Consider the following 26,745-nt stretch of genomic DNA (forward strand, 5'->3'; position numbering starts at 1 on the left):
CACTTGTGATGCTGATAATCTTTTTGACTATCAGTCCGTACTCACAAGCACCCACACGAATTGCTTGATTCGATTTGTTAAAGAGCGTTTGGTTAAGAGCTTTTCGTCTCAACCGAGGCGCGCATTCTACGCTTTCCTCAGAACCTGTCAAGCGTTTGTTTTGAAGTTTTTACTACCACTTTCTTTCGAAAGCTAACAACTTCAACAACTTACTGCTTGCCCCGAAGCGTTCATCGCTGCGAGGAGGCGAATAATACGCGCTTTGAAATCAGAGTCAACACCTTGTTCTGAAAAACTTTTCCAACAACCTTTTGCCGCTACCTGGCAACTAATGAAAGCGCAGTGGATCTGTAAAGAAACACACCACGGAGCGTAGCGGCCATGAGCAATGGGCAAAGCGAGAAAACCCCCGGTCTCTCTGCAGATGAAGAGCAGGAGGTCAGCCACAGCCAACCGCCGCGGGCGGCACTGCTGCATGAAATCATTCGCTACCAGGGCGATCAGGAGCTGGAACGTACACTTGCCGCGTTGTGGTGGTCGGCACTGGCCGCCGGCCTGTCCATGGGGTTGTCGTTGATGGCCATGGGGCTATTCTACGCCCGCCTGCCGGAAGGCGACGGTGCCCACGTGATCGCCAGCATCGGCTATAGCGCGGGCTTTCTTGCCGTGATACTGGCCCGCCAGCAACTGTTCACCGAAAATACGATCACCGCGGTGCTGCCCGTCATGACCGCCCCTACGCTGGCCAACTTTGGACGACTGCTACGTCTCTGGGGCGTGGTGTTGCTTGGCAACCTGGCAGGTACTCTGCTGATAGCCTGGGTGATGCTGGAACTGCCGATCTTCGACAGCAAGACCGATGTGGCATTCCTGGAGGTCGGCCGCAAGGTAATGAAGAACGACGTCAGCCAGATGTTCGCCAAGGGCATCATATCGGGCTGGATGATTGCCACCATGGTCTGGATGATTCCGTCAATGGAGCACGCCAAGATCTGGATCATTCTGATGATCACCTACCTGATGGCCCTTGGCGATTTCACTCATATAGTGGTGGGGTCAGTCGAAGTGTCCTACCTGGTGTGGGCTGGCGACGAAACCTGGCGCCGCTTCTGGCTGGAATTTGCATTGCCGACGCTGGCGGGCAACATCATAGGCGGCAGTTTCATCTTCGCCCTGATCAGCCATGCACAAGTGCGCAGTGACAGCGGTAAACCACCCTCGCGACTTCTGGATGACGACCAGGCCCTGTCCGCGCGCAGCAGGCACGAGCACAAATGATACTCAGCGTGCCGCTACGGTGAGTTCATTCCCCCTGGCCTTGCTAACTCACGGGCCAGGGGCTACACACCAGTTCCGCCCGCCATGCGGCGAGTCCTGGCTACCCCGTCTCCATCTGAGCCGGGTTGGCCAACATTACAAGGAACCGTCAACTGCCCCCACTTTGATCGAATCAACCGTGAATTGGCTTGTAAGGTCATTACTCGCCAATGAAGCACTGTTCAACAATATTCAAGCGAATTATGCGATGAACGGTACATCGGCAAAAGAAGATAAGCATTATGGACAACCGCAACGGCAAAGGGCTTTCATTCGTCAAGCGCATCTACCTGCCGCGTGTCATCGGCCTGGGAATCGGCCTGTTCACGGTCATGGCGGCCATTGCGCCGCTGTCGCCACCCTTCTGGACATGGCTGCTGGTACTGTTCAATGGTTTGCTGTGGCCGCACGCGGCCTACCTGTGGGCTTCCCGCTCGACAACGCCTTACCAGGCGGAACAGCGCAACCTCCTGCTGGACTCGCTGATGGGCGGGTTCTGGACCGCCGCCATGCACTTCAACCCGCTGCCCAGCGTGACCGTGCTGTCGATGATGACGATGAACAACGTCGCCGCCGGCGGCAAGCGCATGGTCTTTCGCGGGATGCTGGCGCAACTGGCCGGCATGCTCGCCGCCCTCCTGCTGCTTGGCCCTGGCTTGCAATTGATCGCCACGCCCCAGCAAGTCTATGCGTGCCTGCCAATGCTGGCGCTGTACCCGCTGGCCTTGGGCTGGGTGTGCTACCAGCTTGCGATCAAGCTGGGCGACCACAAGCGCCGGCTGAGTGCCCTGAGCCTCACCGACAGCCTGACCGGCCTGTTCAACCACGGCGCCTGGAAGGACCTGCTGCTGCTGAAGTTCCAGGCTTGCAAGCAGCAACAGGGGCACGCGGTGATTGCCCTGATCGACATCGATCACTTCAAGACCATCAACGACACCTTTGGCCATGTGGTCGGCGACTGTGTACTGCGCCAGCTCAGCGCTGAGCTGCGGCGAAGCCTGCGCGAGGGCGACCAGGCCGGACGTTACGGCGGCGACGAGTTCTGTGTGATCCTGCCCGAGACCAGCCAAGCTCAGGCCTGCCAAGCAATGGAGCGCCTGCGCGAACGGGTTTCCAGCTACCGCAACCCGCAGCTACCGCACCTGCGCATAAGCCTGAGTATCGGCCTGTCGCCCTTCGAGGCCGACCTCGAGTCCCCTGAACATTGGCTCGAACAGGCGGACAAGGCGCTATACCTCGCCAAGCACGCTGGCCGCGATCAGGTCAATTTTGCCCGCGGTCAAGCTGCCACGCTCAGGCTGGCCTATCCTGATTGAACCTCCTTCCTGACTGCCTGGCGGGAGGTTGCCTGAAGGAGCCGCTCGCGCATGGCCAGGACCGCCAAGCTTTCACCCGCTAGCCCCACACCGCGCTTTCAGGTGCGCCACCTCATTGCCGGTTTCAGCGCAGTGTTCGGTCTGGCTTGCCTGGTCATTCTCGGCGCGCTGTTCAATATCGCTAGCACACTCGACCGACAGGAGCGCCAACGTAGCGCCTTCCATGCGAACCAGGCGCTGGAACAACGGCTGCTCGCCTCACGCCAGTTTCTGTCCAGCTATGCCGTATGGGATGCAGCCTTCGAGCACCTGGCGGGCCAAGCCGACTGGCAATGGGCCTACGAGGAAAAGAACGTAGGCGAGTCGCTGTACAGCGCCAGCGGCTACGAAGGGGTGTTCGTCGTGGAAAACGACCGCACCACCTATGCCTTGTTCAAAGGCCAGCCCAGCCAGGCAGGTGCCAACACCTTTATAGACACACCGCTACAGCCGATCATCGAACAGGCCCGCGCAGCAGCAATTTCACGCGAGCAGGTCACCCGTTTCGTGCTGTTCAATGGCTGGCCGGCCGCACTCAGTGCAGCAGCCGTGCGCCCGGACAGGGAGGTTACCGACAGCGAAGTGAGCCAGGCGCCGGTAATGCTGTTCATCGACCAGCTCACCGAAAGCAAACTGGCACAGTTGGGCAACGGCGCCGGCCTGACCGGCATGCACGTGGAAAAGGAGGATAGCCAGAATCACAGCCACCTGCGTATCGACCTGGGCGACACCGGCTACCATCTGACCTGGAACAGCCCGCTGCCGGGGCGTCAGATGCTGTGGGCTGTGTTGCCAGCACTATTGTGCGCACTACTGATACTTGGACTGGTGATGCTTTACCTGTTCCGCCATGCCTTGCGCAGCTCCCGGGCAGTCGGCCTCACGCTCGTGCATCTGCAACAAAGCAACCAGGCCCTGGAGGCCAGCGAGCAACGTTTCCGCGCGGTGGCCGAGTCGGCATCCGACTGGATCTGGGAAACCGACCGGCAACAACGCCTGACCTACCTGTCGCAACGCTTCACCACCGTCACCGGTTACCTGGTGGACGGCTGGCTGGGCCACCCGCTCAACCAGTTGCTGGCCTGCGATACCACGCCGCTGTCACCTTGGCTGGACGCTCTGGCTACCGCCGACCCACAGCAATTGGCCAACCTGCGCTGCACTTACCGCGACCAGAATGGCCAGAACCGCTACTGCCGGATATCCGCCCGCGCTATCTGGCGCGATGGCAAGGCCATCGGTTTTCGGGGTACCGCCAGCGATATTACCGACGAAGTCGACGCCCACGCGCGCATCCAGCACCTTTCGCAGCACGACCCACTGACCGGGCTGGCCAACCGCAACAAGCTCGCCAGGCACCTGGAGCAGGCCTTGTTGCGCGGCAGTGACTCGCCGCCGCTGACCTTGTTGCTGCTGGACCTGGACAACTTCAAGCCGATCAACGACTCGCTCGGTCATGCCGCCGGAGATGCCGTGCTGCAAGAAGTGGCAACGCGCCTGCGCGACACCACCCGCGACGGCGATCTGGTCGCGCGTCTGGGCGGCGACGAGTTCATCCTGGTACTCAGCGGCATGGACAACAGCAGCGAAATCGACCGCTTCTGTGCGCGCCTGATCGGTCTGCTGCAGCAACCCATCGTTTTCGACAGCCAGCCTCTGCACATTGGTGCCAGCATTGGTGTTGCCCAGACGCGCAACCAGGGCTTCGATGCCGGTGAGCTGATCCGCTGTGCCGACATCGCCCTGTACCAGGCCAAGGCCGATGGAAAGAACACATGGCGCTACTTCGTTGCCGAAATGAATCAGCAGATCCAGTATCGCCGTCAGTTGGAGAACGACCTGCGCCGGGCCCTGCGCAATGAGGAGTTCGAGTTGCATTACCAGCCGCGCTACCGCCTCGACGACCTGCGTATCGTCGCGGTCGAGGCCTTGGTGCGCTGGCAGCACCCCCAGGAAGGCTTGCTGGGGCCGGACACCTTCATCCCGTTGGCTGAGCAGAGCGACATCATTGTTGCGCTAGGCCGCTGGGTGCTGCGCGAAGCTTGCCGCACGGCTCATGACTGGCCGGCCGACGTACTGGTTTCGGTCAACCTGTCGCCTGCGCAGTTCTTGCGCAGCGATGTGGTAGCCGACGTGCGCGAAACCTTGCTGGACACCGCCTTCCCCGCCCAACGGTTGGAGCTGGAGATTACCGAGAACGTGATGCTCAACGACATCGAGGGTGCGCTAGGTACCATGCTGTCGCTCAAGGAGCTTGGCGTGCGTCTGAACATGGACGATTTCGGCACCGGCTATTCGTCGTTGGGCTACCTGCGTACCTACCCGTTCGACAGCATCAAGATCGACAAGCGCTTCATCAGCGGCCTGAACAACGGCGGCAGCGACCGCGCTGTGGTCCAGGCCATCATCAACCTGGGTGAGGCGATGGGGCTGACAGTGACAGCCGAAGGCGTGGAAAGCGAACATCAACTCAAGGCGCTGGAAAAGGACCGCTGCCATGAAGTGCAAGGCTATTACCTGAGCAGACCCCTGGACAGCGCCGGGTTGGCGGCGTTGCTGCACCAAACATCCCAAAGCACTGCACAGCCCTTGTAGACGCGGCCTGGTACTGCTCCTAAACAGACTGGGTGCGCTGCTGCAGGCTGCGCTGCGCCACGATCTCGGGCAGGTCACACCGACGCAGATAGGTGCGCAGCGGTTCACCAATGTTCAAGCGGTCATCCACATGCTGATCCAGCAACAGCGACAGTCGTTCGCGGCACAGCGCCATGCGCTGCCCTTGCTCGGGCCGCCAGACAAACTCGCTGCAGGGGGTGATACTGGCGTCGGCCACGTCCATGCCGAACGCGTCCTCGGAGAAACGCACGATATGAACACCGCGCTTGCCGTGAAAACCGACAAAGCCCTTTAGCTGATCGGCGGCGTTGCAGATATCCTGGGAAGTGATGGCCATGACGTAACCTCGCAATGAAATCGGAAGATACGCACGCCTGGCAGGAGAAGGGTTGCCTCTGTCGGGCAACTCACAACGGCAGCCTAACGCAACTGGCGGGCCGCTCGCCAAGTTTTTTCGTGTTTGCCCGACAGTCAATGCCGGCTTGGCCTGACGGTCGTCGGCGAATTAAAGCTGCACTGCCTTCACCACACGCACAGGCTTACCGCTTCGAAAGTTACATTTCTGCCTGACGAGGCAGCACCATCACTGCGGGTCGCCGCCCTCGTGCACCTGCACACTCGCCGTCATCCCCGCACTCAAGGTCAGCCCTTCCGGCACTTGGTCCAGGCGAATCCTCACCGGTATGCGCTGGGCCAGTCGCACCCAGTTGAAAGTCGGTTCTACCTCCGGCAGCAATTGGCTGTCCGGATTGCTGTTGCGATCGGTAATGCCGCGGCTGATGCTCTCCACGTGCCCCTGCATCGGTTCACCCGCCCCCATCAGCCAGACTTTCACGGTGTCCCCAACGCGAATGCGCGGCAGCTTGGTTTCTTCGAAATAGGCCTGGATGTAGAACGTCGAATCATCCACCAGTGCCATCACCGATTCCCCGGTGTTCACATAATTGCCTTCAGCCAGACGCAGATTGGTGATATGCCCGCTGCGCGGTGCCCGCACTTCACTGCGCGCCAGGTTGATCTTGGCCACCTGCAACTGCGCCTCGGCCTCATGCAACTCGCCGCGCGCAATGGCGGCATTGATCTGGGCGTTTTCACGCAACTCGGCACTGATCGCCTCTGGCCCTAGGGCAGTACGCCGGGCCGCTTCACGCTCGCGCAAGCGCAGTTGCTGGGCGCGGGTCTCGGTCACCGCACTGGCCTGGTCGAAGGCGGCCTGGAAACGCTCGCGGTCGATACTCATCAACAGGTCGCCAGCCTTGACCTGCTGGTTGTCATGGACCTTGAGTTCGCGCACCCAGCCAGACACATCAGGCGCAATCACCACCACATCGGCGCGTACACGGGCATCGCGCGTCCACGGGGTGAGCATGTAGTACTGCCACAGCTGGTAGCCGGCCAACACGGCCAGGGCCACCACACACAGGGTCACCAGAGTACGTACGGCCGCACGCATCGAAACACTCCTTTATAAAGTTCCCAGCAGGCGTACCACCAGGAACAACACACAAACGAACAGCGCCGCGTCGAACAGCGCCTCATGCCAGATCCAACGCCCCAACGGTGTGGCATGCACCACCAGGCGCAGCAGGCCGGTGAGCAGCAGCGCCAACAACACATAAAGCAGAAACGGGCTGAGCAGCACACCGCCCACTTCCCACTCACGCAAGCCCATGGGTGTCCTCCTGCCAGCGGCACCATTTGCCCCAGCTTTTCTGTAATTGCAGCACCGCCCCCTCGGCCAGCCGAAGCGGGTCGCTGGCAGGCAGCCGACGCAAGGCAGCAATGAACTGCTCACTGGCAGCATCCAACCGCTGCCCTCGCCCGGCAGCAGGCCCATTGGCCAGCACTGCTTCCAATTGTTGCAGGTACTCGCGCTCGGCCCGCCCCAGGGGGGCCTGGGCGACCGCCAGGCACATGCGCAGGTGCACCAGTTCGTCGCCGATATCCAGCCCGTGCAGGCCGTCATCCCAGCGTTTGCGTTCGCCTTCCGGTAATTCACTGGCATGCCGCGCCAGTTGCATCAGCCGGTCGGCCATGCGCCCGCCAAACCAGCTGTCAGCCCCGCGCAGGTCGCGCCGAGTCAGGCGCACCAAGTCGTTCTGGGTTGCAGCACGCAAGCGCCGGCCCAGCCAGGCCGGGTGGCGGAACACCAATAAGCGAAAGGCCATGACCGCTGCCGACACCCCCACCAGCATGGCCAGGGCACTGTTCAGCATGGTCGCCACGCCGAACTGCATGGCGTTGAGCGGCGACACCAGCACAATGAAGTGCAGGCAATAGGAAGTGGCCGTAGCCCCGGTACGCGGATGGGCCATGCCCAGTGCACCTAGAAACAGCGGCACGCCCATGCCCAGGCAGAGCATGGCGAAACTGCTCCATTGCGGCAGCATGATCTGCCCGACCAGAAACGCAGCCGGTATTGCCAGGAATATCCCGCGCAGGAAGCTCAGGCCGATCTGCGCGCCGTTTTCGCGACTGGCGAACAGGCTGCAGACCACGCAGGTAAGCACCAGGCCACCCGGGGCCGAAGGCCAGGCCGTAGCCAGCCAGAAGCCACTCATCACCAAAAAGGCCAGCGCGCTGCGCGAGCCGAACAGCAAGGCCAGCGACCAGTCTCGGTGCGCAGCCAATCCCTGGGACACGTCCTTGGGTGCCCTGCCCGCCTCCACATCCTCAAGTGCCTGGCTGGCGGCCATGGCATAGTCCAGCAGCAGGGCCATGCGCGCCAGGCAGAAGTGTTCAGCCGAACTGATCTGCTCATCGTGTGCGGCATCCCAGATGCGCTGACGCAGCAACAACAGGCTGGGCTGGTCGGGTTGGTCCAGCAACGTGCGCACTTCCTGCAACCAGGGCGTCAGGTGCTCGACCTCACACTCTTCCAGTTGCCGCCACTGGCGGCGCACCGAACGGGAAATACGCAACAGCACCATCAGTTTCTGGCTAAGGCCACGAATGGCACGAGCACGTTGGCGCCCGCGATTGCCCTCGAACCAGGCATGCTCACGTTGGCTGTCGATGGCAACGATGCGCCCCAGGCTTTCCAGCAGGCCTTTGCGCGCCTCGTCCTCTCCGCCCAGCATGGCTCTGGCGGCCTGCAGGCCGTTCTGCCAGGCCTGTCGCGCCTGCCCGCCCAGTTGCTGCTCGACCCGCATGGGCCAAAGCAAGGCACTGCTGGCTGTTGCACAGAAAATACCCAGGCAGATCTCGGTACAGCGAGCCACGGCCTGGTCGAATACCTGCAGGGGGTGATCGATGGCCGGCAAGGCAATGATCGCTGCGGTATAGCCGGCCAGTACAAAGGCATAGGCCCAGGCGCTGCGCAACTGGGTGGACGCGGCGGTGCACAGGGCCAGCCACAGCGCCAAGGTAAGCAGGAACAGGCCGGGGGTCTGGGCGAACAGGCCGATGAACAGCACCGACATGACGGTACCTACCAACGTGCCGGCCAACCGCGCCAAGCCTTTCTGCACCACCATGCCCGATAGCGGCTGGGCGACGATGAAAGCAGTCATCAATGCCCAGGAGGGTTGCTCAAGCCCCCAGCGCATCGCCAGCCACAACGCCAGGCCGCCACCGAGCAGGGTCTTGATGGCGAACTTGAGGGCGAGGCTGCTGGGAGCGAACAGGGCCTGAAAGGTGATGGGCACGAGGCGGACCTTGCGGGGAAAAGTCTTGCTGAAAAGATAGACAATGATAAGCAGGATAAAGCGGAAACGATTAATTAGCTAGCTAATCATGTATATTCGATTGGCCTGCACTGAAAGGGACAGCTCAGGCAGTAAAAAATGCAGGCAAAAAAAATGGGCGACCGAAGTCGCCCTAAATGCCTTGCGTGCTCGTGTACCCGGAAGGTCAGCGCGGCTTGCGCTTGTTCGAGTCCTTCCAGATGAAAATGCCCAGACCGGCAAAGAAGGCGACCATCAACCCGACCGTTACCACACCGGCGATAACCACGTTGTCGAAGAACATGTTGGCCTCCCCATTCGTTTGCCGTTGTCCGATGGGTGCAAGTTAACCAATGTGGAGGCGGGGAAAATTGATCAGCGTCAATGGTGCCCGGGGCCGGGCACGCGAGGGGGGCGCAGGGTTGACCTGCGTCAAGTTTCAGCGCTTCTTCGGCTTGCCCTTGGGCTTCTTTTTCTTGCTGGTACTCAATGGCAGGGCCTGCTCGAAAGCGTTGCGCATTTCGTTCAGCCGCTTTTCCTTGAGGTCGTGGACGCGCTTGGCACGTTCGGCATCGAAATCGATGAGGTTGTCTTGGCTCATGGGTGGGCTCGACGATCAACAGAGAATTGCATGATGAAGCCAGGCGCAGGCGCTGACCAGCCCCTGTATCAGACTTCGATGTCCACCAGCAGTCCCTGGCGTACATGCTCGCCCATCAATGGCGCTACCGGCACGGTGTTGTCGGCATTGACCTCGTCACCCGGGACGGCATCGTAGCGCTCGTGCTCGCCCTTTTGCCGGCGTTGCTGCTGGCGGCGCTGTTCATCGCGCAGCAACAGTACCTGCTCCTGCGGATCGCGCTGGCGCTTGAGGTCGATGGCACTATCGCCGGACGCAGGCTGCGTCGGCACCACCGGCTTGATGTCAGGTGTTGGCTTGACCGGGTCCTGTTGCGAGGTGACCGGGGCGGCACTGAGCGGAATGATCGGCGGCAGCATGGACGTTCTCCTATGCCCCCTGTATCGGCAGGCGCAGCTTTACCTTGATGTCATGGACAACATTTACTCGGCTTCGTCACCAGGGAAGTCGTCACCTGGCGGGCTGGCCTCGCTCCAGGGTCGCTTGTACACCTGCTGCCAAACCGCAGCCATATGATCGCGTATTGCCTGCGGCGCGGCTTTCAGCGAGGCGCTGTCCTCGCGCTCACCACCGACCGGCTCCTCGCCCGCCGGGGTGATCAGCGACTGACCGGTAATGGTGTAACTGGCCTGCCCTTCACGCATCTCGATGTCGATGTCGTGCGGGTCGATACCGCCGCCGCAGAACGCATGGCTGGCCAACGTTACCTCGGCCACGCCATTCTTGTTCAGGTCACTGACATCACTGACGTCATTATAGAAGTCAACGTCCAGATCCAGCCCCGGGCAAGTGGTTTCCTGCTCGATCTGCCAACGCGCCCTGAAGGTGTCGTTCTCGGCCGTGCGCCCGTACAAGGTGGCCTTGAGCACCACCTTGTCCACTTCCTGTCCGCTTTCCAGGTCGCTGGCCTGGCCATCGCTGCGGCTCAGAACCAGCAGCCCCTCGCCGTCAACATCCCGAAAGTGCACGCTCTTTATCGGCGTCTGCACGCCCAGTACCTCAAGCTGCTCCATCGGGATGGGGGGCAATGTCTCAAAGTCTTTCTGCTCGCAGGCGCTCAGCAGCACCAGGCTGCCCACGGCTATCGAAGCGCTGATCCAGCGTTGCTTGGCAGACATGTTGATCCAGGGCCCTCGTCGGCGGCGCTGTGCAGAACGATGAAACGACTAGACTGTGCCTTTCGGTACCTTTCGATGCTATCGGCACTTTGGTCTGACCGGCCGATCCGTTAACATAATCGGCTTTTTCACCGCGGGAGTTCAGGCAGTATGGCGCAGCAGTATCAACCGGGGCAACGCTGGATCAGCGACAGCGAAGCAGAGCTCGGCCTGGGTACCATCCTGGCGCAGGATGGCCGCCTGTTGACCGTGCTCTACCCGGCCACTGGCGACACCCGCCAGTATTCCCTGCGCAACGCGCCGCTGACCCGCGTGCGCTTCTCGCCAGGTGACCAGATCACCCACTTCGAGGGCTGGAAGTTGACCGTGCGCGAGGTCGAGGACATCGACGGGCTGATGGTCTACCACGGCCTGGACGGGCAAAACCAGCCTCGCACCCTGCCCGAAACCCAGTTATCGAACTTCATTCAGTTCCGCTTGGCCAGCGACCGTCTGTTCGCCGGGCAGATAGACCCACTGTCGTGGTTCAGCCTGCGCTACAACACCCTGCAGCACACCAGCAAGCAGATGCAGTCGGCACTGTGGGGTTTGGGCGGCTGCCGCGCACAGCCCATTGCCCACCAACTGCACATCGCCCGCGAAGTCGCCGACCGCAGCGCCCCGCGCGTTCTGCTGGCCGACGAAGTGGGCCTGGGCAAAACCATCGAAGCCGGCCTGGTCATTCACCGCCAGCTGCTGTCGGGTCGCGCCAGCCGCGTACTGATCCTGGTACCGGAAAACCTCCAGCACCAGTGGCTGGTGGAAATGCGCCGGCGCTTCAATCTGCAAGTGGCGCTGTTCGACGCCGAGCGCTTCATCGAGAGTGACGCCAGCAATCCGTTCGAGGACGCCCAACTGGCGTTGGTTGCCCTGGAGTGGCTGGTCGACGACGAAAGGGCCCAGGACGCGCTGTTTGCCGCAGGCTGGGACCTGTTGGTAGTCGACGAAGCCCACCACCTGGTCTGGCACGAAGACCAGGTCAGCGCCGAGTACGGCCTGGTCGAGCAACTGGCCCAAGTGATCCCGGGCGTACTGCTGCTCACCGCCACCCCAGAGCAGCTTGGCCAGGACAGCCACTTCGCCCGCCTGCGCCTGCTCGACCCCAACCGTTTTCACGACCTGGCCGCTTTCCGCGCCGAGAGCGAGCACTACCGCCCGGTAGCCGAGGCGGTGCAGGAGCTGCTCGACGAGGGCCGTCTGTCGCCCAAGGCCCACGCCACCATCCAGGGCTTCCTGGGTGCCGAAGGCGAAGCCCTGCTGGCTGCGGTCAGCGACGGCGACACACAGGCCAGCGCGCGGCTGATTCGCGAGTTGCTGGATCGCCACGGCACCGGCCGCGTATTGTTCCGTAATACCCGTGCGGCGATTCAGGGCTTCCCCGAGCGCCAGTTGCACGCCTATCCGCTGGCCACGCCCGAGCAGTACCGCGACCTGCCAGCCGGCGAGCACGCCGAGCTGTACCCGGAAGTTGCCTTCCAGGCCCAGGGTGACGTTGCGGATGACGAGCGCTGGTGGCGTTTCGACCCGCGTGTCGACTGGCTGATCGACACCCTGAAGATGCTCAAGCGCACCAAAGTGCTGGTGATCTGCGCCCACGCCGAAACCGCCATGGACCTGGAAGATGCCCTGCGCGTGCGCTCCGGCATCCCGGCTTCGGTGTTCCATGAAGGCATGAGCATCCTCGAGCGCGACCGCGCCGCTGCCTACTTTGCCGATGAAGAGTTCGGTGCCCAGGTACTGATCTGCTCGGAAATCGGCAGCGAAGGCCGCAACTTCCAGTTCGCTCATCACCTGGTGATGTTCGACCTGCCAGCGCACCCCGATCTGCTCGAACAGCGCATCGGCCGCCTTGACCGGATCGGCCAGAAGCACACTATCCAGTTGCACATCCCGTACCTGCAGGACAGCCCGCAGGAGCGCCTGTTCCAGTGGTACCACGAAGGCCTCAACGCCTTCCTCAACACCTGCCCCACCGGTAATGCCCTGCAACACCAGTTTGGCCCACGCCTGCTGCCGCTGCTCGAAGGCGGCGAAAACAAGGCCTGGGATACCCTGGTGGCCGACGCCCGCGGCGAGCGCGAGCGTCTGGAAGCCGAACTGCACACTGGCCGTGATCGCCTGCTGGAGCTCAACTCCGGCGGTGCCGGCGAAGGTCAGGCGCTGGTCGAGGCTATTCTCGAACAGGACGACCAGTTCGCCCTGCCGATCTACATGGAAACCCTGTTCGACGCCTTCGGCATCGACAGCGAAGACCATTCCGAGAACGCCCTGATCCTCAAGCCGAGCGAGAAGATGCTCGATGCCAGCTTCCCGCTGGGCGACGATGAAGGCGTGACCATCACCTACGACCGTGGCCAGGCGCTGTCGCGCGAGGACATGCAGTTCCTCACCTGGGAGCACCCGATGGTGCAGGGCGGCATGGACCTGGTGCTGTCAGGCTCGATGGGCAACACCGCCGTGGCGTTGATCAAGAACAAAGCGCTCAAACCAGGCACTGTACTGCTTGAACTGCTGTTCGTCAGCGAGGTAGTGGCACCCCGCAGCCTGCAACTGGGCCGCTACCTGCCACCGGCGGCACTGCGCTGCCTGCTCGATGCCAATGGCAACGACCTGGCGTCACGCGTGGCCTTCGAAACCCTCAATGACCAGCTCGAGAGCGTACCGCGCGCCAGCGCCAACAAGTTCGTCCAGGCCCAGCGCGATGTGCTGGCCAAGCGTATCAGTGGCGGTGAAGAGAAGATTCTGCCAACCCACGTCGAGCGCGTGGCCGAAGCCCAGCGCCGCCTGGCAGCCGAGGCCGACGAAGAGTTGGCGCGCCTGGTAGCGTTGCAAGCGGTCAACCCGAGTGTGCGTGACAGCGAAATCGACGCCTTGCGCAAGCAGCGCGAAGATGGCCTGGCGATGCTGGAAAAGGCCGCCCTGCGGCTGGAAGCCATCCGCGTGCTGGTGGCTGGCTAAGAAAAACCAGGCACCGCTGCCCTTGTGGGAGCGGGCGGCCCGCGAACACCGGCGCAGTCGGTGACAGCCACCGTGCTGGATTCTTCGCGGGCACGCCCGCTCTGACCGGGCAAGCAATATTCCTGACTGCGATTACAGTGATAACCAAATCGTAGAAATCATTGTGCCATTAGTCAGGAAGGCTTAAATACTCCTTCCTATACTGCCTCTGGACAGTCTGCACAGGGTTGTAGCGCAGACGAGTGAAGACTCGATCAAGAGGCATTCCATGGAATGGCTGGGGCTGCAACTGTTCGCCGATCTTCCCGCAACCGGGCGCATCGTCATCGACTGCCGTCATGAACCGTTCTTGGTTCTGCTCGCCTATTTCGTTGCTTGCGCGGCCTGTCTAGCCACCCTCGACATGGCCGAGCGCCAGTCCCACAGCGACGACCCGACCGCCCACCGGCAATGGAACATGCTGGGAGCCTGCTGCCTGGCAGGCGGTATATGGGCCATGCACTTCATCAGCATGCTGGCTTTTCGGGCCCCGGTAGAAGTGCACTACGACGTATCCCTGACCATTCTTTCACTGCTCATCGCATTGTGCGTGGCCTGGCTGGCCATGCACAGCCTCGAACGCAGCAAGATGCGCGCGTACCACTTTGTGCCGAGCGCAGTGCTGATCGGCCTGGGCATCATCCTCATGCATTTTGTCGGCATGGCCGCAATGGAAACGGGTGCCCGCCAGTACTACCAGACCGGCTTGCTACTTGCCTCTGCCGCCATTGCCCTGCTTACCGCCCTGACCGCGCTGTACCTGGCCCGCTACTTGCGCAATGGCAGCGGCACCCTGTACCAGGCCATGAAGTACGGCGCCAGCCTGCTGATGGCCGGCGGCATCGTCGCCACTCATTTCACCGCGATGTCGGCCATGACCCTGATCATCCCTGCCGATACCGCACTGCGCCTACCGTCTGGCGACAACAGCCTGCAACTGGGACTGGGCATCGGCTTCATCACCCTGCTGATCAGTGGTGCCAGCATCAGCGCCGCACTGGCCGACAAGAAGTTGCAAAGCAAGGAGCACGACCTGCGCCGGGTCAGCGTGCTGCTCAGCCAACTGGACCAGGCCCGCGCTTCGCTGCAGCAGGCGGCGCACTACGACGCCCTGACCAACCTGCTCAACCGCCGTGGATTCAACCAGGTATTCGCCGAGCGCCTGGTCGAACATCAGGCCAGTGAAAACCGCCTGGCCGTGATGTTCCTCGACATCGACCATTTCAAGCGCATCAACGACAGCCTCGGCCACGACGCCGGTGACGAGCTGCTCAAGGTGATCGCCAACCACATCAAGGCCGCTACCCGCAGCCACGACCTGGTTGCGCGCTTTGGTGGCGACGAATTCTGTGTGGTCACCAGCCTGAACAGCCGCGACGAAGCCCGCCACCTGGCCCAGCGCATCATGCAACGGATGAAAGACCCCATCGACCTGGGCGGGCGGCGCATGGTCATGACCACCAGCATCGGTGTAAGTATCTTCCCGGACGATGGCGGCACAGCCGAAGAGCTGCTCAAGCATGCCGACCTGGCCCTCTACCAATCCAAGGACAACGGGCGCAACAGCCTGAACTTCTTCAATGACAGCCTGAAGGCCCGCGCGTCGATCGCCTTGCAACTGGAAGAAGAGCTGCGCCTGGCCCTGCTCGAAGAGCGTGGGCTGCGTGTGTACTACCAGCCGATCTTCGACCTGCGCAGTGGGCAAGTGGCCAAACTGGAAGCGCTGGTACGCTGGCAGCATCCTCAACACGGCCTGCTCGGGCCCGACCGTTTTGTCGGCATTGCCGAAGCCAACGGACTGATCATCGACCTGGACCTGTGGGTGCTTCGCCACGCCTGTGCCGACCTGGCCCGCTTGCAGCGTCACGGCTGCGGCGAAGTCAAGGTCACGGTCAATTGCTCGGCAGTCACCCTCAGCCACGACGAACTGCCCAACGAAGTTGAAAAGGCGCTGCTCCACGCCGGCCTTGCGCCGCGCCATCTGGAGCTGGAAGTGACCGAGAACGCCCTGGTGGGCGATATCCAGCGCACGGTCAGCCTGCTCAAACGCGTCCGGGCCTTGGGGGTGGCACTTTCGATCGACGATTTTGGTACCGGCTACTCGTCACTGGCCTACCTCAAACGCCTGCCGCTGGATGTACTGAAGATCGACCGCACCTTCCTGCAGGATGTACCGGGCAGCCAGAAAGACCGCGAAATTGTCCAGGCAATCATCGCCATGGCGCATACCCTGCACCTGCGGGTAGTCAGCGAGGGCGTGGAAACCGCCGAGCAGCAGGCTTTCCTCGAAAGCCATGGTTGCGACTACCTGCAGGGCTACCTGTTGGGGCGCCCCGTACCGCTGGCCGAGTTGCGTCCTCTGCTGGAGCGGTTGCAGCGCCAGAGTGGCCGGATCACTCCTTGTTGCGGTACAGCTCTACCAGGGTCGCCGGATCTTTTTGCAGGTAACCCTGGCTACCGTGCAACCGCATCAGTTGCGCGGCAAGGCCACTGAGTGGCGTTGCTGAGCCTTGCTCGCGGGAAAACTTGACCGCGCCATCGAGGTCCTTGAGCAGCGTGCGTACGTGCCACTTGATCGGCTCGAAGCGGCTCTCGGCCATTTGCGGCGCAAGAATCTGCAATGGCTTGGAATCGGCAAAACCACCGGCCAGCGCTTCAGCGATCAGCGTCGCATCCACGCCCGACTGTTCGGCCAGTGCCACCACTTCTGCAATTACCAGGGCATTGCACGCGACGATCATCTGGTTGCAAGCCTTGGTCACCTGGCCCGCGCCTACCGCCCCCATATGCGTCACGCGCTGACCAAGCACCTGCAGCACCGGGCGTGCACGCTGCAGGTCGGCCGCTTCACCACCAACCATGATCGCCAGCGTGCCAGCTTCGGCACCGGGCGTACCGCCAGATACAGGTGCATCCAGCCACGCCATGCCGCACAGTGCCGCCAGCTCGGCGGCCATTTCACGGGTGGCGGTGGGTTCCAGGCTAGAGAAATCGATCAGCAACTGGCCGCTGCGCCCGCCTTGGGCAATGCCTTGCTCACCGAACACCACTTCACGCACCACCGCCGTGTCGGCCAGGCACAGTAGCACCATGTCGCTGTCACGGCACAATTCGGCCGGGCTGTTGGCCAGGCGAGCGCCAGCAGCGACCAAGGCGGCGCACTTGTCCGGGCTGCGGTTCCAAACCGTCAATGGATAACCCGCTGCCAGCAGGCGGCGGCACATGGGCAGGCCCATCAGGCCGATGCCGGCGAATCCAAGCGAAGGTCGTGCAGTGCTCATCGATAAACTCCTGACTGATTCGAACATTTCCCAGATTGGCGACGATCCCGGTGGCGCCTGGCACAACGGTGCCACATTACGCATCCCGTAAACTGTTACCGCCACGCCGAATTGTTACTTCCCTCTACCCATCCTGATTGCTTTCAATCACCAAAACGGCGCTGATGCGTATTTTTGCGCACCAAAAAAGATCACGCTTATTCCTGGCACTTCACCTGGATCACGATGAACGGCGACACCACCACCGCCCAGATCTCTGGCTCGCGGCTTTGCAGGTCCAATGCCTGCTCGGCCGACACCGGCCCAACGGTGCCATCACTACGCCACTTGGCGAAGATCTCGCTGCGATTCTCGGCCATCGCCTCGGCAACAGCGATCAGGTCAAGGCTGGGGTCGACCCAAATCAGGTCACCCTTGGCCCAAAAACGCTCCAGCGCTTTCCACTCGATGATTGCCGTCTCGCCAAGCAATTTGGCATAGAGGGTGCTTGTTTGATCAGTCATGGGCGGTATCCGCAAAAGTCGGCCAATAAAAAGGCCGGCATTTTTGCAGAAAAACCCGGTTTCAAATATGTAATTTGGTCGATTGACCCCGGGTTTGTGGGACGGGGTCGCAGATGCAGGCAGTTTGATGGCGCCTTTCTGTATCTTTCTGTCGATCAAGCGACAACACAGGAAAGACGCACTTTTCGACCGCTTTTCAAGCGCTCGAACAGCGCTCTACACTGTACCGGTACAGTTCCGGGACATGTTCCGGGGGAAGGTGGGCTTGCGCGTTGGCATGGCCACGCCGCGAATCCCGCCCGGTCTGTAGCCCTGGCCGCCAGGACTATAAGAATTACAACAGAATGAGTGGAGCACTATGATCAAGATTTCCAAGCTGTTCGCCGCAATGGTTCTGGCCGGGGTAGCCAGCCATTCGTTTGCCGCCGATACCATCAAGATCGGCATCGCCGGTCCCAAGACGGGTCCTGTGACCCAGTACGGCGACATGCAGTTCATCGGCGCCAAGCAAGCCATCAAGGATATCAACGCCGCGGGCGGCGTCGATGGCAAGATGCTCGAAGCCAAGGAATACGACGACGCGTGCGACCCTAAACAGGCCGTGGCAGTCGCCAACAAAGTGGTCAACGATGGCGTCAAGTTCGTCGTCGGCCACCTGTGCTCCAGCTCCACCCAACCTGCGTCCGACATCTACGAAGACGAAGGCGTGATCATGATCACCCCCGCCGCCACCAGCCCGGAAATCACCGCCCGTGGTTACCAGCTGATCTTCCGCACCATCGGCCTGGACAGCGCCCAGGGCCCGGCAGCCGGCAACTACATCGCCGACCACGTCAAGCCGAAGGTCGTTGCCGTCCTGCACGACAAGCAGCAGTACGGTGAAGGCATCGCCACCGCCGTCAAGCAGACCCTGGAAAGCAAAGGCACCAAGGTTGCCGTATTCGAAGGCCTGAACGCTGGTGACAAGGACTTCTCCTCGATCATCCAGAAGCTCAAGCAGAACAATGTCGACTTCGTCTACTACGGCGGCTACCACCCAGAGCTGGGTCTGATCCTGCGCCAGGCTCAGGAAAAAGGCCTGAAAGCCAAGTTCATGGGTCCGGAAGGCGTGGGTAACGACTCCATTTCGCAGATTGCCCAGGGCGCTTCCGAAGGCCTGCTGGTCACCCTGCCGAAGTCGTTCGACGCAGACCCGGAGAACAAGAAGATCGTCGACGCCATCAAGGCTGACGGCAAGGACCCGAGTGGCCCGTTCGTATTCCCTGCCTACTCGGCCGTCGAACTGATCGCTCAAGGCATCAAGAAAGCCGGCTCCGATGATACCGAGAAGGTGGCCAAGGCCATCCACGAAGGCACCTTCAAGACCCCGACCGGCGACCTGTCGTTCGACAAGAAAGGCGACCTGAAAGACTTCAAGTTCGTGGTCTACGAATGGCACTTCGGCAAGCCGAAGACTGAAGTCTCCCCTCAGTAACTGCGTGACTAATAGCTGACCTACGAGCCCACTGTGCGAGCAGTGGGCTTCGTTTTATGAGGTTCATGGGCCCGATCCCCGCGATCCGGGGGCGGGCTCACCTGAAAATCTTAAAACCGTCATCCGCGGTTTCCTGGCCGTACCCCTGCCAGTGAAATGCAAATCAGGTTTTTAGGAGCGCTGTAATGCCTGAGATCTACCATTTCTTCCAACAACTGGTTAATGGATTGACCATCGGCAGCACCTATGCCTTGATCGCCATCGGCTACACGATGGTGTACGGCATCATTGGCATGATCAACTTCGCCCACGGCGAGGTGTACATGATCGGTTCCTACGTGGCCTTCATCGCCCTGGCGGGTCTGGCCATGATGGGTATCCATTCGCTGCCGATCCTGATGACCGTCGCCTTCGTCGCGACGATCTTCGTCACCAGTGCCTATGGCTACAGCATCGAACGAGTTGCCTACCGCCCCCTGCGCAACAGCAACCGTCTGATCCCGCTGATTTCCGCCATCGGCATGTCGATTTTCCTGCAGAACACGGTCTTGCTTTCGCAGGACTCCAAGGATAAATCCATCCCCAACCTGATCCCCGGGAGTTTCTCCTTCGGGCCAGGCGGTGCTGAAGAAGTACTGATCAGCTACATGCAGATCCTGGTGTTCGTCGTCACCCTGGTGGCCATGACACTGCTCACCCTGTTCATCTCTCGTTCCCGCCTGGGCCGCGCCTGCCGCGCCTGTGCCGAGGACATCAAGATGGCCAACCTGCTGGGCATCAACACCAACAACATCATTGCCCTCACCTTCGTCATCGGTGCCGCCCTGGCGGCCGTGGCGGCCGTGCTGCTGAGCATGCAGTACGGGGTGATCAACCCCAACGCCGGCTTCCTGGTGGGCCTGAAAGCCTTCACCGCGGCGGTACTGGGGGGCATCGGCAGCATTCCGGGCGCCATGCTCGGTGGGCTGGTGCTGGGTGTAGCCGAAGCATTTGGCGCCGACATATTCGGTGACCAGTACAAGGACGTGGTGGCATTCGGCTTGTTGGTTCTTGTCCTGCTGTTCCGGCCGACCGGCATCCTGGGCCGCCCGGAGGTTGAAAAAGTATGAACAGAAATCTCAAACAGGCGTTCTTCAGCGCCTTGCTGGTCTGGGCCGTGGCCTTCCCGGTGCTGGGCCTGAAACTGAGCATCGACGGCATCAGCCTGGTCGTGCACAGTCAGGGCTCGTTCACCATCAGCATCATCGCCGTGTGTTCGGTGCTGATGTTCCTGCGCGTGCTGTTCGACAAGCAGTGGAGTTCGGTGATGGGCCGCCGTTCGGATCGCAAGCTGATCCCCCCGGCAGTCAGCAACTACCTCACCCTGCCCAAGACCCAGCGCTATGTCATCATCGGGTTGATCGTGATGGCACTGGTATGGCCGTTCTTCGGCTCTCGCGGTGCGGTCGACATCGCCACGCTGATCCTGATCTACGTGCTGCTGGGCCTGGGCCTGAACATCGTGGTCGGCCTGGCAGGCCTGCTCGACCTCGGCTACGTGGGTTTCTATGCCGTCGGTGCCTACAGCTATGCCATGCTCTCGCACTACCTGGGCTGGAGCTTCTGGGTGTGCCTGCCGATTGCCGGCCTGATGGCTGCCACATTCGGCTTCCTGCTCGGCTTCCCGGTGCTGCGCCTGCGCGGTGACTACCTGGCGATCGTGACACTCGGCTTCGGCGAGATCATCCGCCTGTTCCTGCGTAACCTCACCGACTGGACCGGTGGCCCCAACGGCATCAGCAACATCCCCAAGCCGGAGCTCTTCGGCTTGACTTTCGAACGCCGTGCAGCCGAGGGCATGCAGACTTTCCACGAGTTCTTCGGGCTGCAATACAACTCGATCAACAAGGTCATCTTCCTGTACCTGGTGGCCCTGCTGCTGGCCCTGCTGGCTTTGTTCGTGATCAACCGCCTGCTGCGCATGCCGATCGGTCGTGCCTGGGAAGCACTGCGTGAAGATGAGATCGCCTGCCGTGCACTGGGCCTGAACCCGACCGTGATCAAGCTCTCGGCATTCACCCTGGGTGCCTGCTTCGCCGGTTTCGCCGGCAGCTTCTTCGCCGCGCGCCAAGGCTTGGTGACGCCGGAGTCGTTCACCTTCATCGAGTCGGCGATCATCCTCGCCATCGTCGTGCTTGGCGGCATGGGCTCACAACTGGGCGTGATTCTCGCGGCCATCGTGATGATCCTGCTGCCTGAGCTGATGCGTGAGTTCAGCGAATACCGGATGCTGATGTTCGGTGCGCTGATGGTGTTGATGATGATCTGGCGTCCGCAAGGCTTGCTGCCTATGCAACGTCCACAGATGGAGCTGCCCCGATGAGCCGCGAAATTCTGCAAGTCAGCGGCCTGAGCATGCGCTTTGGCGGCTTGTTGGCGGTCAACGGCGTGGGCCTGACCGTCAAGGAGAAACAGGTAGTGGCGCTGATCGGCCCGAACGGCGCCGGCAAGACCACCGTGTTCAACTGCCTGACCGGCTTTTACAAGCCCAGCGGCGGCACCATCCTGCTCGATGGCCAGCCGATCCAGGGCCTGGCCGGCCACCAGATTGCGCGCAAGGGCGTGGTGCGAACCTTCCAGAACGTGCGCCTGTTCAAGGAAATGACCGCGCTGGAAAACCTGCTTATCGCCCAGCACCGCCACCTCAACACCAACTTCTTCGCTGGCCTGTTCAAGACCCCGGGTTTCCGCCGCAGCGAGAAGGAAGCCCTGGAGCGTGCGCAGTACTGGCTGGAGAAGGTCAACCTCACCGAGTTCGCCAACCGCACCGCCGGCACCCTTGCCTACGGCCAGCAGCGCCGCCTGGAAATCGCCCGCTGCATGATGACCCAGCCACGCATCATCATGCTGGACGAACCAGCCGCAGGCCTGAACCCGAAAGAAACCGAAGACCTCAAGGCCCTGATCGCCTACTTGCGTGAGTCGCACAGCGTCACCGTGCTGCTGATCGAGCACGACATGAAGCTGGTGATGAGCATCTCCGACCATATCGTGGTCATCAACCAGGGCACCCCCCTGGCCCACGGCACGCCGGAAGAGATCCGCGATAACCCTGATGTGATCAAAGCCTACCTGGGGGAAGCGTAAATGCTGAAGTTTGAAAACGTTTCCACCTTCTATGGCAAGATCCAGGCGCTGCACAGCGTCAACGTGGAGATCAACCAAGGCGAAATCGTCACCCTGATCGGCGCCAACGGTGCCGGCAAGTCGACCTTGCTCATGACCCTGTGCGGCTCGCCGCAGGCGCACAGTGGCAGCATCAAGTACCTGGGTGAAGAACTGGTCGGCCAGCCGTCCTCGCACATCATGCGCAAAAGCATCGCCGTCGTGCCGGAAGGCCGCCGCGTGTTCGCCCGCCTGACCGTCGAGGAAAACCTGGCAATGGGTGGTTTCTTCACCGACAAGGGCGACTATCAGGAGCAACTGGACAAAGTGTTGCAACTGTTCCCGCGCCTGAAGGAGCGCTACATGCAGCGTGGCGGCACCATGTCCGGCGGCGAGCAGCAAATGCTCGCCATTGGCCGGGCACTGATGAGCAAGCCCAAGCTGCTGCTGCTCGACGAGCCCTCGCTGGGCCTGGCACCGATCATCATCCAGCAGATCTTCGACATCATCGAACAGCTGCGCCGCGATGGCGTGACGGTGTTCCTGGTGGAGCAGAACGCCAACCAGGCGCTGAAGATCGCTGACCGGGCTTATGTGCTGGAAAACGGTCGGGTGGTGATGCAGGGTACGGGGGAAGCACTGTTGACCGACCCGAAAGTGCGCGACGCGTACCTGGGGGGTTGAATGAAAAAGGGCCTTCGGGCCCTTTTTTCTGCCTGCAGGACGTGTATCGTGGCCAGCTCTTTGGCAAAGATTCCCCGGAGCCCGCCCCATGCGCCTCACCCCTACCCTGCTGCTCAGTGCCCTGCTGCCCCTGTTCGCTGGCTGCCAGTTACTGGCTGAGCAGCCCCGTGACCCGAACATCGGCACCACGCGCATGCAGGGCGAACTGAGCGCCAATGGCGGCCGCCTGTTGTTCAAGCCCTGCAGCGAAGCACGCCGCTTCGTGATCAATGACGTCGCCGGCACCGGCATCCTGCCGGAGGCCGCCAACCTGGCCAAGGACGCCAACGCCAAGTTGTTCGCCGACGTGCGCGGTCGCCTCACTGGCGCCAAGCAGGCCGACAACGACGGCCAGCTGGAGGTCAGCCGCCTGTACCGCCTGGAACCCTCCACCCGCGCTTGCGACGACCCCAACTTCAAGCAGCTGACCCTGCGCGCCAACGGCCATGAACCGGACTGGGACATCAAGGCCAGCGGCAAGGGCATGGTCATCGAGCGAATCGGCCAGCCCCCCCTACCCTTGCCGTTCCTGGAAGAAGAAGTACCCGGTGGTGGCTTGACCCTGACCAGCGAAGCCAACGGCCAGCACGTGGAACTGTGGGTCGCTCCGCAGCGCTGTGCAGATATCGCCACTGGCGCCATCCACCACCTGCGCGCCGAACTGCGCATCGACGGCAAGACCTTGCAGGGCTGTGCTTACTACGGCGGCGCACGCGACAACTGATCACCGGGCGTTTTTATCCTGCCAGTAGGGGCAGCGAACAGCTTATACTTGGCGGTTTGTGTAAAGCCGCCGGCCGCCCATGGCCGGGATACTGGACCCTGCCATGCTACGAATCACCGAACTGAAGCTGCCCCTGGACCATCCTGACGAAGCGTTGCGCGAAGCCATCGTCCAGCGCCTGGGCATCCGCGACGAGCAACTGCTCAGCTTCAACCTGTTCAAGCGCAGCTACGATGCGCGCAAGAAGAACAGCGAACTGCTGTTCATCTACACCATCGACCTGGAAGCCAGCAACGAGGCCGAGCTGCTCAGCAAGTTCGCTGATGATCGCAACATCGGCCCTGCGCCAGATGTCACCTACAAGTTCGTCGGCCAGGCCCCGGCAGGCCTGCAGGAGCGCCCGATCGTGGTCGGTTTCGGCCCGTGCGGCATCTTTGCCGGCCTGTTGCTGGCACAGATGGGCTTCAAGCCGATCATCCTCGAACGCGGCAAGGAAGTTCGCCAGCGCACCAAGGACACCTGGGGTCTGTGGCGTAAAAGCGTACTCAACCCTGAGTCCAACGTGCAGTTCGGTGAAGGCGGCGCCGGCACCTTCTCCGACGGCAAGCTCTACAGCCAGATCAAGGACCCGCAACACCACGGCCGTAAAGTGCTGGAAGAATTCGTCAAGGCCGGTGCGCCGGACGAAATCCTGTACATCAACAAGCCGCACATCGGCACCTTCCGCCTCACCGGCATGGTCGAACAGATGCGCCAGGACATGATCGCCCTGGGAGCCGAAGTGCGCTTCCAGGAGAAGGTCACCGACCTGTTGATCGAAGGTGGCCAACTGACCGGTGTCGTGCTTGAAAGCGGCGAACAACTGCACTCTCGCCATGTGGTATTGGCCCTGGGCCACAGCGCCCGTGACACCTTCCGCATGTTGCACGCCAAAGGTGTCTACATGGAAGCCAAGCCGTTCTCGGTGGGCTTCCGTATCGAGCACCCGCAAACGCTGATCGACAAGGCGCGCCTGGGTAAGTACGCCGGCCACCCGAAACTGGGTGCCGCCGACTACAAGCTGGTTTACCACGCCAGCAACGGCCGCTCGGTATACAGCTTCTGCATGTGTCCGGGTGGCACCGTGGTCGCGGCCACCAGCGAGCCAGGCCGAGTCGTCACCAACGGCATGAGCCAGTATTCGCGTAACGAGCGCAACGCCAACTCCGGCATCGTCGTCGGCATCGATCCCGAGCGCGACTACCCGGGTGGCCCGCTGGCCGGTATCGAACTGCAGGAGCGCCTGGAGGCGCACGCCTATGTAATGGGCGGTAGCAACTACCAGGCCCCAGCGCAACTGGTGGGCGACTTTGTCGCCGGCCGCCCCTCCACCGCTCTGGGCAGCGTCGAGCCGTCCTACAAGCCGGGCGTGACCTTGGGCGACCTGGCGCCGAGCCTGCCGGACTTCGCCATCGAGGCGATCCGTGAGGCACTGCCAGCGTTCGACCGACAGATCAAGGGCTATAACCTGCATGATGCGGTGTTGACCGGGATCGAGACGCGCACCTCGTCGCCACTGCGGATTACCCGGGGTGAGGATTACCAGAGCCTGAACCTCAAGGGGCTGTTCCCGGCGGGTGAAGGGGCCGGGTATGCGGGCGGGATCCTGTCAGCCGGTGTGGATGGCATTCGCATCGCCGAGGCGGTGGCGCGGGATATGCTCGGCCTCTGATTCTTTATCGAATGACAGGGCCTCTTCGCGGGTGACCCCGCTCCTGCACGGAACAGTGGTCTCCCCGCAGGGGCGGATTTCCCCAAGGCCTGCTGGCAACAACATATAACAAAAACGAATATGGTTTTTGTTTTAAGGAACATCGTCACAGGCTAGGGTGTACGCCCGTACCCTTCGTAAACTGCTCATGGAGGGCCTATAGCCCGTGCGTAGCCTGCTTACCCGTTTCTTCCAACTGGAAGCCGCCAGCGGCCTGCTGCTGATCGCTGCCGCCGTTCTGGCCCTGGTCATCAACAACTCGCCACTGTCCTACCTGTACAGCGGCTTGCTCGACGTACCCGTCGCCGTCCAGATCGGCGCGCTGAACATCGCCAAGCCATTGCTGCTGTGGATCAACGACGGCCTGATGGCCCTGTTCTTCCTGCTCATCGGCCTGGAAGTCAAACGCGAGGTGGTCGACGGCCACCTGTCCAAGCCCTCACAAGTGATCCTGCCTGCCACCGCAGCCGTGGGCGGCATGGTGGTGCCAGCGCTGATCTACTGGTTCATCAACCGTGACAACCCCGCAGCCGTGGCCGGCTGGGCAATCCCTACCGCCACCGACATCGCCTTCGCCCTCGGTGTCCTGGCCCTGCTCGGCAAGCGCGTACCGGTGTCACTGAAGTTGTTCCTGATGACCCTGGCGATCATCGACGACCTGGGTGCAATCATTGTGATCGCCCTGTTCTACTCCGGCACCCTGTCGAGTGTGTCACTGCTGCTGGCTGCGGCCTGTCTGGTGGTGCTGGTGGCGATGAACCGGCTTGGCGTGGTCAAGCTTGGACCCTACATGATCGTTGGCCTGATCCTGTGGGTCTGCGTACTCAAGAGTGGTGTGCATGCCACCTTGGCCGGTGTCGCCCTGGCCTTTTGCATTCCGCTGCGTACACGCCATGCTGAATCGTCGCCTCTGCTGGCGCTGGAACACGCCCTGCACCCTTGGGTGGCCTATGCCATCCTGCCACTTTTCGCCTTCGCCAATGCCGGCGTTTCACTGACAGGCATGACCGTAGATAGCTTCACCCACCCAGTGCCGATGGGCATCACGGTCGGCCTGTTGCTGGGCAAGACCGTGGGGGTTTTCGGCCTGACCTGGGTGGCGGTCAAGCTGCGCCTGGCCTCGCTGCCTGCAGGTGCTGGTTGGGGGCAAATACTGGGGGTGGCGATACTCTGTGGCATTGGCTTCACCATGAGCCTGTTCGTAGGCTCGCTCGCCTTCGCCCCGGGTAGCAGTGATTACGCGGGCATGGACCGCATGGGTATTCTGACTGGCTCGTTCTTTGCCGCAGTGATCGGCTACGCTGTCACCGCGATGGCCAGCCGCAAAACCAGCGTTGCCTGACTTGACTGAAGCATAAGAAAAACCCCGACTGGCAGCAGCCATGTCGGGGTTTTTATT

23 protein-coding genes are annotated in these 26,745 nt (G+C 61.7%); 13 read left to right on the forward strand and 10 right to left on the reverse strand.

Annotation, left to right across the window (positions count from 1 at the left end; translation table 11 throughout):
• Window positions 1–381: 381 nt before the first annotated feature.
• The 3 genes from ACF8EF_RS05390 (at window position 382) to ACF8EF_RS05400 (ending at window position 5,267) form a co-directional block, all read left to right on the forward strand.
• Complete coding sequence (locus tag ACF8EF_RS05390; protein ID WP_339443713.1) at window positions 382–1,278, forward strand: formate/nitrite transporter family protein; 897 nt, start codon at window positions 382–384, stop codon at window positions 1,276–1,278.
• A gap of 281 nt (window positions 1,279–1,559) precedes the next feature.
• A complete protein-coding gene (locus tag ACF8EF_RS05395; protein WP_176685302.1) occupies window positions 1,560–2,633 on the forward strand; it encodes a diguanylate cyclase in 1,074 nt (357 codons plus the stop codon).
• Between the two features lie 51 nt (window positions 2,634–2,684).
• Window positions 2,685–5,267 (forward strand): EAL domain-containing protein, encoded by a 2,583-nt coding sequence (locus ACF8EF_RS05400; protein ID WP_392460653.1) that lies wholly within the window; start codon window positions 2,685–2,687, stop codon window positions 5,265–5,267.
• 19 nt (window positions 5,268–5,286) lie between these two features.
• On the opposite strand, the gene ACF8EF_RS05405 is transcribed toward ACF8EF_RS05400, so the two are convergent.
• The 8 genes from ACF8EF_RS05405 to ACF8EF_RS05440 all read right to left on the reverse strand — a co-directional run bounded on the left by ACF8EF_RS05405 (window position 5,287) and on the right by ACF8EF_RS05440 (window position 10,711).
• Window positions 5,287–5,625, reverse strand: a complete 339-nt coding sequence (locus ACF8EF_RS05405; RefSeq protein ID WP_176685304.1) for a DUF2025 family protein — start codon at window positions 5,623–5,625, stop codon at window positions 5,287–5,289.
• 246 nt (window positions 5,626–5,871) lie between these two features.
• A complete protein-coding gene (locus ACF8EF_RS05410) occupies window positions 5,872–6,741 on the reverse strand; it encodes an HlyD family secretion protein (protein ID WP_176685305.1) in 870 nt (289 codons plus the stop codon).
• 12 nt (window positions 6,742–6,753) lie between these two features.
• Entirely contained in the window at window positions 6,754–6,960 is a 207-nt protein-coding gene (locus ACF8EF_RS05415; RefSeq protein WP_012051433.1) for a DUF1656 domain-containing protein, read from the reverse strand.
• Window positions 6,947–8,935, reverse strand: coding sequence for an FUSC family protein (locus ACF8EF_RS05420; protein ID WP_392460654.1), 1,989 nt, complete (start codon window positions 8,933–8,935; stop codon window positions 6,947–6,949). Before ACF8EF_RS05420 ends, ACF8EF_RS05415 begins: the two co-directional genes overlap by 14 nt.
• A 205-nt stretch (window positions 8,936–9,140) precedes the next feature.
• Window positions 9,141–9,257, reverse strand: a complete 117-nt coding sequence (ccoM, locus tag ACF8EF_RS05425) for a cytochrome c oxidase subunit CcoM (protein WP_003254862.1) — start codon at window positions 9,255–9,257, stop codon at window positions 9,141–9,143.
• Window positions 9,258–9,392: 135 nt separating this feature from the next.
• On the reverse strand, window positions 9,393–9,554 hold the full coding sequence (locus ACF8EF_RS05430; protein ID WP_003254864.1) for a hypothetical protein: 162 nt from the start codon (window positions 9,552–9,554) through the stop codon (window positions 9,393–9,395).
• A 68-nt stretch (window positions 9,555–9,622) separates the two neighbouring features.
• Window positions 9,623–9,952 (reverse strand): aspartate-semialdehyde dehydrogenase, encoded by a 330-nt coding sequence (locus ACF8EF_RS05435; protein ID WP_176685307.1) that lies wholly within the window; start codon window positions 9,950–9,952, stop codon window positions 9,623–9,625.
• Window positions 9,953–10,015: 63 nt separating this feature from the next.
• A complete protein-coding gene (locus ACF8EF_RS05440; protein WP_176685308.1) occupies window positions 10,016–10,711 on the reverse strand; it encodes a M949_RS01915 family surface polysaccharide biosynthesis protein in 696 nt (231 codons plus the stop codon).
• Window positions 10,712–10,861: 150 nt separating this feature from the next.
• On the opposite strand from ACF8EF_RS05440, the gene rapA reads away from it, so the two are divergent.
• The gene (rapA, locus tag ACF8EF_RS05445; protein ID WP_339443716.1) at window positions 10,862–13,708 is read left to right on the forward strand and encodes an RNA polymerase-associated protein RapA; all 2,847 of its coding nucleotides are present in this window, start codon (window positions 10,862–10,864) and stop codon (window positions 13,706–13,708) included.
• Window positions 13,709–13,976: 268 nt separating this feature from the next.
• A complete protein-coding gene (locus ACF8EF_RS05450) occupies window positions 13,977–16,241 on the forward strand; it encodes a bifunctional diguanylate cyclase/phosphodiesterase (protein ID WP_176685310.1) in 2,265 nt (754 codons plus the stop codon).
• Here ACF8EF_RS05450 and ACF8EF_RS05455 read toward each other — a convergent pair.
• Both ACF8EF_RS05455 and ACF8EF_RS05460 read right to left on the reverse strand, forming a co-directional pair.
• Window positions 16,141–17,028 carry an NAD(P)-dependent oxidoreductase gene (locus ACF8EF_RS05455; protein WP_176685311.1) on the reverse strand — a complete coding sequence of 296 codons (888 nt, stop codon included), beginning with the start codon at window positions 17,026–17,028 and terminating at the stop codon, window positions 16,141–16,143. The two genes, ACF8EF_RS05450 and ACF8EF_RS05455, sit on opposite strands and share 101 nt — an antisense overlap.
• Window positions 17,029–17,225: 197 nt before the next feature.
• Window positions 17,226–17,531 carry a DUF2288 domain-containing protein gene (locus ACF8EF_RS05460; protein ID WP_176685312.1) on the reverse strand — a complete coding sequence of 102 codons (306 nt, stop codon included), beginning with the start codon at window positions 17,529–17,531 and terminating at the stop codon, window positions 17,226–17,228.
• 358 nt (window positions 17,532–17,889) lie between these two features.
• Here ACF8EF_RS05460 and ACF8EF_RS05465 point away from each other — a divergent pair, with 358 nt between their 5' ends.
• From ACF8EF_RS05465 to nhaA, 8 genes are all read left to right on the forward strand, one after another.
• Window positions 17,890–19,005: a branched-chain amino acid ABC transporter substrate-binding protein gene (locus tag ACF8EF_RS05465; RefSeq protein WP_176685313.1), complete on the forward strand. Its 1,116-nt coding sequence runs from the start codon at window positions 17,890–17,892 to the stop codon at window positions 19,003–19,005.
• 185 nt (window positions 19,006–19,190) lie between these two features.
• A complete protein-coding gene (livH, locus tag ACF8EF_RS05470; protein ID WP_008097482.1) occupies window positions 19,191–20,114 on the forward strand; it encodes a high-affinity branched-chain amino acid ABC transporter permease LivH in 924 nt (307 codons plus the stop codon).
• Window positions 20,111–21,367 (forward strand): high-affinity branched-chain amino acid ABC transporter permease LivM, encoded by a 1,257-nt coding sequence (locus ACF8EF_RS05475; protein WP_176685314.1) that lies wholly within the window; start codon window positions 20,111–20,113, stop codon window positions 21,365–21,367. Before livH ends, ACF8EF_RS05475 begins: the two co-directional genes overlap by 4 nt.
• Entirely contained in the window at window positions 21,364–22,131 is a 768-nt protein-coding gene (gene livG / locus ACF8EF_RS05480; protein ID WP_021785842.1) for a high-affinity branched-chain amino acid ABC transporter ATP-binding protein LivG, read from the forward strand. Before ACF8EF_RS05475 ends, livG begins: the two co-directional genes overlap by 4 nt.
• A complete protein-coding gene (locus tag ACF8EF_RS05485; protein ID WP_021785841.1) occupies window positions 22,132–22,833 on the forward strand; it encodes an ABC transporter ATP-binding protein in 702 nt (233 codons plus the stop codon).
• Window positions 22,834–22,921: 88 nt separating this feature from the next.
• Entirely contained in the window at window positions 22,922–23,596 is a 675-nt protein-coding gene (locus ACF8EF_RS05490; RefSeq protein WP_084850151.1) for a COG3650 family protein, read from the forward strand.
• A 103-nt stretch (window positions 23,597–23,699) separates the two neighbouring features.
• On the forward strand, window positions 23,700–25,307 hold the full coding sequence (locus ACF8EF_RS05495; protein ID WP_392460655.1) for an NAD(P)/FAD-dependent oxidoreductase: 1,608 nt from the start codon (window positions 23,700–23,702) through the stop codon (window positions 25,305–25,307).
• Window positions 25,308–25,512: 205 nt separating this feature from the next.
• On the forward strand, window positions 25,513–26,688 hold the full coding sequence (gene nhaA, locus ACF8EF_RS05500) for a Na+/H+ antiporter NhaA (RefSeq protein ID WP_176685316.1): 1,176 nt from the start codon (window positions 25,513–25,515) through the stop codon (window positions 26,686–26,688).
• Window positions 26,689–26,745 lie beyond the last annotated feature (57 nt).

The sequence above is a fragment of the Pseudomonas sp. zjy_15 genome, assembly GCF_043101865.1.
Lineage (GTDB): Bacteria > Pseudomonadota > Gammaproteobacteria > Pseudomonadales > Pseudomonadaceae > Aquipseudomonas > Aquipseudomonas putida_Y.

Coding starts and splice junctions, on each gene's coding strand:
- ACF8EF_RS05390 (WP_339443713.1), top strand. CDS start 382: ATGAGCAATGGGCAAAGCGAGAAAACCCCCGGTCTCTCTGCAGATGAA.
- ACF8EF_RS05395 (WP_176685302.1), top strand. CDS start 1,560: ATGGACAACCGCAACGGCAAAGGGCTTTCATTCGTCAAGCGCATCTAC.
- ACF8EF_RS05400 (WP_392460653.1), top strand. CDS start 2,685: ATGGCCAGGACCGCCAAGCTTTCACCCGCTAGCCCCACACCGCGCTTT.
- ACF8EF_RS05405 (WP_176685304.1), bottom strand. CDS start 5,625: ATGGCCATCACTTCCCAGGATATCTGCAACGCCGCCGATCAGCTAAAG.
- ACF8EF_RS05410 (WP_176685305.1), bottom strand. CDS start 6,741: ATGCGTGCGGCCGTACGTACTCTGGTGACCCTGTGTGTGGTGGCCCTG.
- ACF8EF_RS05415 (WP_012051433.1), bottom strand. CDS start 6,960: ATGGGCTTGCGTGAGTGGGAAGTGGGCGGTGTGCTGCTCAGCCCGTTT.
- ccoM (WP_003254862.1), bottom strand. CDS start 9,257: ATGTTCTTCGACAACGTGGTTATCGCCGGTGTGGTAACGGTCGGGTTG.
- ACF8EF_RS05430 (WP_003254864.1), bottom strand. CDS start 9,554: ATGAGCCAAGACAACCTCATCGATTTCGATGCCGAACGTGCCAAGCGC.
- ACF8EF_RS05435 (WP_176685307.1), bottom strand. CDS start 9,952: ATGCTGCCGCCGATCATTCCGCTCAGTGCCGCCCCGGTCACCTCGCAA.
- ACF8EF_RS05440 (WP_176685308.1), bottom strand. CDS start 10,711: ATGTCTGCCAAGCAACGCTGGATCAGCGCTTCGATAGCCGTGGGCAGC.
- rapA (WP_339443716.1), top strand. CDS start 10,862: ATGGCGCAGCAGTATCAACCGGGGCAACGCTGGATCAGCGACAGCGAA.
- ACF8EF_RS05450 (WP_176685310.1), top strand. CDS start 13,977: ATGGAATGGCTGGGGCTGCAACTGTTCGCCGATCTTCCCGCAACCGGG.
- ACF8EF_RS05455 (WP_176685311.1), bottom strand. CDS start 17,028: ATGAGCACTGCACGACCTTCGCTTGGATTCGCCGGCATCGGCCTGATG.
- ACF8EF_RS05460 (WP_176685312.1), bottom strand. CDS start 17,531: ATGACTGATCAAACAAGCACCCTCTATGCCAAATTGCTTGGCGAGACG.
- ACF8EF_RS05465 (WP_176685313.1), top strand. CDS start 17,890: ATGATCAAGATTTCCAAGCTGTTCGCCGCAATGGTTCTGGCCGGGGTA.
- livH (WP_008097482.1), top strand. CDS start 19,191: ATGCCTGAGATCTACCATTTCTTCCAACAACTGGTTAATGGATTGACC.
- ACF8EF_RS05475 (WP_176685314.1), top strand. CDS start 20,111: ATGAACAGAAATCTCAAACAGGCGTTCTTCAGCGCCTTGCTGGTCTGG.
- livG (WP_021785842.1), top strand. CDS start 21,364: ATGAGCCGCGAAATTCTGCAAGTCAGCGGCCTGAGCATGCGCTTTGGC.
- ACF8EF_RS05485 (WP_021785841.1), top strand. CDS start 22,132: ATGCTGAAGTTTGAAAACGTTTCCACCTTCTATGGCAAGATCCAGGCG.
- ACF8EF_RS05490 (WP_084850151.1), top strand. CDS start 22,922: ATGCGCCTCACCCCTACCCTGCTGCTCAGTGCCCTGCTGCCCCTGTTC.
- ACF8EF_RS05495 (WP_392460655.1), top strand. CDS start 23,700: ATGCTACGAATCACCGAACTGAAGCTGCCCCTGGACCATCCTGACGAA.